Consider the following 2,848-nt stretch of genomic DNA (forward strand, 5'->3'; position numbering starts at 1 on the left):
AAAGGTCTCGCAAAATCCGGTCATGAGATCCGATAGCTTTTCTGCATCCGGCGGTATGTGTCGGCCAACCTCAACAAGTGCTTGGCGATATTGACCGGGCACAACGACATCGATCACATTACCTTGACTATTTTTAAGCTCCCACAAACGTTCAGGTACGTTCTCATAGAACACACGATGAATGTTTTGGATGAATTCTGAGGAGAACAGGGTGTCCAGATCGAGTGACTGCTCGCTTAGCCATCTCTGGACATCCATGTGCGCTAATGATTCCTGTTGCAAGTCGCGTTTGGCAGGATCAGAAGAGTACTCGCCTCGTTGCGCGGCGCGTATCTCGTAGGGCCGAGTGGCATTACCCTCGATCAAATTCGAGTAGTAAGAGTTAGCCACCCGCATATGACGCTCAAGGGTTTCCGCTGTGATCGTAGACAACTGGCCACTCAACTTTGCCGATAGCGTGCTCAAGCGCATTGCTTTGTCGGGCAGCTCGGATTTGGCTAAAGCCGCATCGCTAGGGATGAATGGCGTAATATCAAGAATAGACATATATTGATTATAGCAGCCCAACTCTTTTGAACAAACAATAATGGCCGCTTTACTGGCCACTTTACTGGCCACTTTATAAAAATCATAACTATCTGATTATTCAAAACAAATCTGATCTTCATTGTTGTTCTGACGCTATATTTTGGCCGTTTCATTGGCCACTTTGTTGGCCAGACTAAAACTGTCACAGCATTTACCAACAAGTACCATCGATTATGGCAATTAACAATCTCTGCGGTAAGCGTTTCTTATCTCCTAAGAGAGCATAATATTTGCGAACCCATCGTCATATAGAAGGTTCGTAAGAACCCGTTTTCACTGAATACGTACTGAAATCCCAGCCATGGAATAAAGGAAAGCTGGCAGGGCTGAAACCGCCATTGAAACCGGCGCAAATTTGGTCGACCCGAATTCGACTCCAGATGGATAAACAGATCCGAGACCTAACTGTATTTAATTTAGCTCTGGATAGTAAATTACGCGAATGCGATATCGAAAGGTCTGTTAAGTCCGCTATTCACCAACAGCCCTTGTAATTTTGCCTCGATCGGCATGGCTGGTATTTGGTGAAAACCGTTGTCGTTGGAAGGCGCTCAAGATGCCTGCTTAGGATGAGGCGATGTCGTTATATCACCCGATAAAAGGTTCACTCTTTTTAATCACCAATCTGCTTAAATAACCGCCCCAATAGCGACAGAAATAAACAACGCTGCAGAAACGAGATCTAGCCTTCGTTGGTTTTTGGGCTTGGTGAATATGCCCGAAACGCTTTTCGCTGCAAGTCCGTAGGCAAGTTTGCACAAGCAATCGGCCACAAACCAGGAGCAAACGATGATGACCAGTTGGAGCAGAAGGTTGCCCTGGGGGGCGACAAATTGCGGCAGTAGGGCAATGAAGAAAAGGATGTCTTTCGGGTTGCTAATGCCCATCAAAAAAGCCTGATGAAATAGCGAGGTTTTGCTGTTAGGTTGCGGGTCGCTGTCTGGCTTGTCGGCACGGGGTTGCGCAGCTGCAGGCCGAATGAGTTTTATACCCAAATAAAAAAGGTAAGCCGCGCCTGCATAGCGTATGGCGTTGAATGCCAATTCTGAGCTGACAACGATTGCACCGAGACCGGATGCGGAAACAATTAGTAAGATGCTGGAGGCGAAGCTGCCTCCAAATATAACGGGCGAGGATGCCCGTATGCCTTGTTTAAGCGTACTGTTGATCATGAGCAGCGAGAGTGGCCCGGGAATCGCAATCACGATGACGATGGCGGTGAAGAAAAGTAGCCAAGTTTCAATGGGCATATGTTTTGTGACTCGATTGCGCGGCTAAAAAGTATGCGCTAAGTGTTGTTACTTAATGATCTTATCGATCGGCTCGGGTTTGTGGAGTAAAAAACCTTGTGCGTAGTCTATGCCCAATGCCTTGACTTGCTCTAGTATTTTCGGGGAATCGACGAACTCTGCGACCGTTTCTAAATTTAGAATTTTTGCGACATCAACAAAACATCTTACTGCCGCGTTATCGAGCGGTTCGTCAATGAGGTTTTTGATAAATTGACCGTCAATTTTGAGCACGTCGGCGGAGAGGTTTTTGATATAGCCAAATGAGGATGACCCAGCACCAAAATCATCCAGTGCGATAGTGGAACCGAGTTTTTTGATTTCATCGACAAAATCAGAGGCGCTTTGAAGGTTTGTCACGGCCACTGTTTCGGTGATTTCAAGACAGATTTTCGCTCTGAGTTCTGGACTTAGCTGTTGCAGCAATTGCGCGACATAGCTATGAAAATCGATATCGTTGACGGATTGCCCTGACAAGTTGATGCAAATCCGTTCTATGTCCTGCGTTTGTGACTTCTCTTCTAGCCATTGGATGCTTTTTGTTAGGACCCAACGATCAATTCTGTTCGCAAGATGATAGTGCTCTGCGGCAGGGAAGAACATAAACGGCGAGATGATTTCTCCGTCTTCTCCCGTCATTCGCAACAATACTTCAAAGTGCAGTGCCTCTGTCGTTTGTTTGACGTTCACCAGTCGTTGGGCGAAAAGTTGAAAACGGTCTTCGTCGAGTGCCCGATGGATTTGGTCTACCCAATATCGCACAAAGCTTGGTTTTGCGCATCTTGATTGCTCCAACCCGTCATCAGCTCGGCCATGTAGTTTAGGAATACAACGCGTTGGTTCAGGTCGGTCGCGATGACCGCATCCCCAATCGATTCTAGCGTAACATGAAGCAGCTCTTTCTGTTTTGATAGGGTCTCTTCCAGCTTTCTATGTTCAGATACATCCCAATTCACCCCCATCATGTTAGT

General features: G+C 46.7%; 4 protein-coding genes. All 4 read right to left on the minus strand.

Features of this window, described 5'->3' with window-relative positions; translation table 11 throughout:
• The coding region (locus A3751_RS14010; RefSeq protein WP_197466358.1) for a hypothetical protein at positions 1-606 on the minus strand (606 nt) is incomplete at its 3' end.
• A gap of 611 nt (positions 607-1,217) precedes the next feature.
• Positions 1,218-1,838 (minus strand): LysE family translocator, encoded by a 621-nt coding sequence (locus A3751_RS14015; RefSeq protein ID WP_068457166.1) that lies wholly within the window; start codon positions 1,836-1,838, stop codon positions 1,218-1,220.
• Positions 1,839-1,886: 48 nt separating this feature from the next.
• Positions 1,887-2,639 (minus strand): EAL domain-containing protein, encoded by a 753-nt coding sequence (locus A3751_RS14020; RefSeq protein ID WP_068457168.1) that lies wholly within the window; start codon positions 2,637-2,639, stop codon positions 1,887-1,889.
• Positions 2,624-2,848, minus strand: a 225-nt coding sequence (locus A3751_RS14025; RefSeq protein ID WP_156492471.1) for a PAS domain-containing protein, incomplete at its 5' end; no start/stop codon positions are given. The genes A3751_RS14025 and A3751_RS14020, both read right to left, overlap by 16 nt.

The sequence above is a fragment of the Oleiphilus sp. HI0080 genome (genome assembly GCF_001635135.1).

Excerpts from the sequence above, each read along its gene's own strand:
- A3751_RS14015 (WP_068457166.1), bottom strand. The coding sequence starts at position 1,838 with ATGCCCATTGAAACTTGGCTACTTTTCTTCACCGCCATCGTCATCGTG.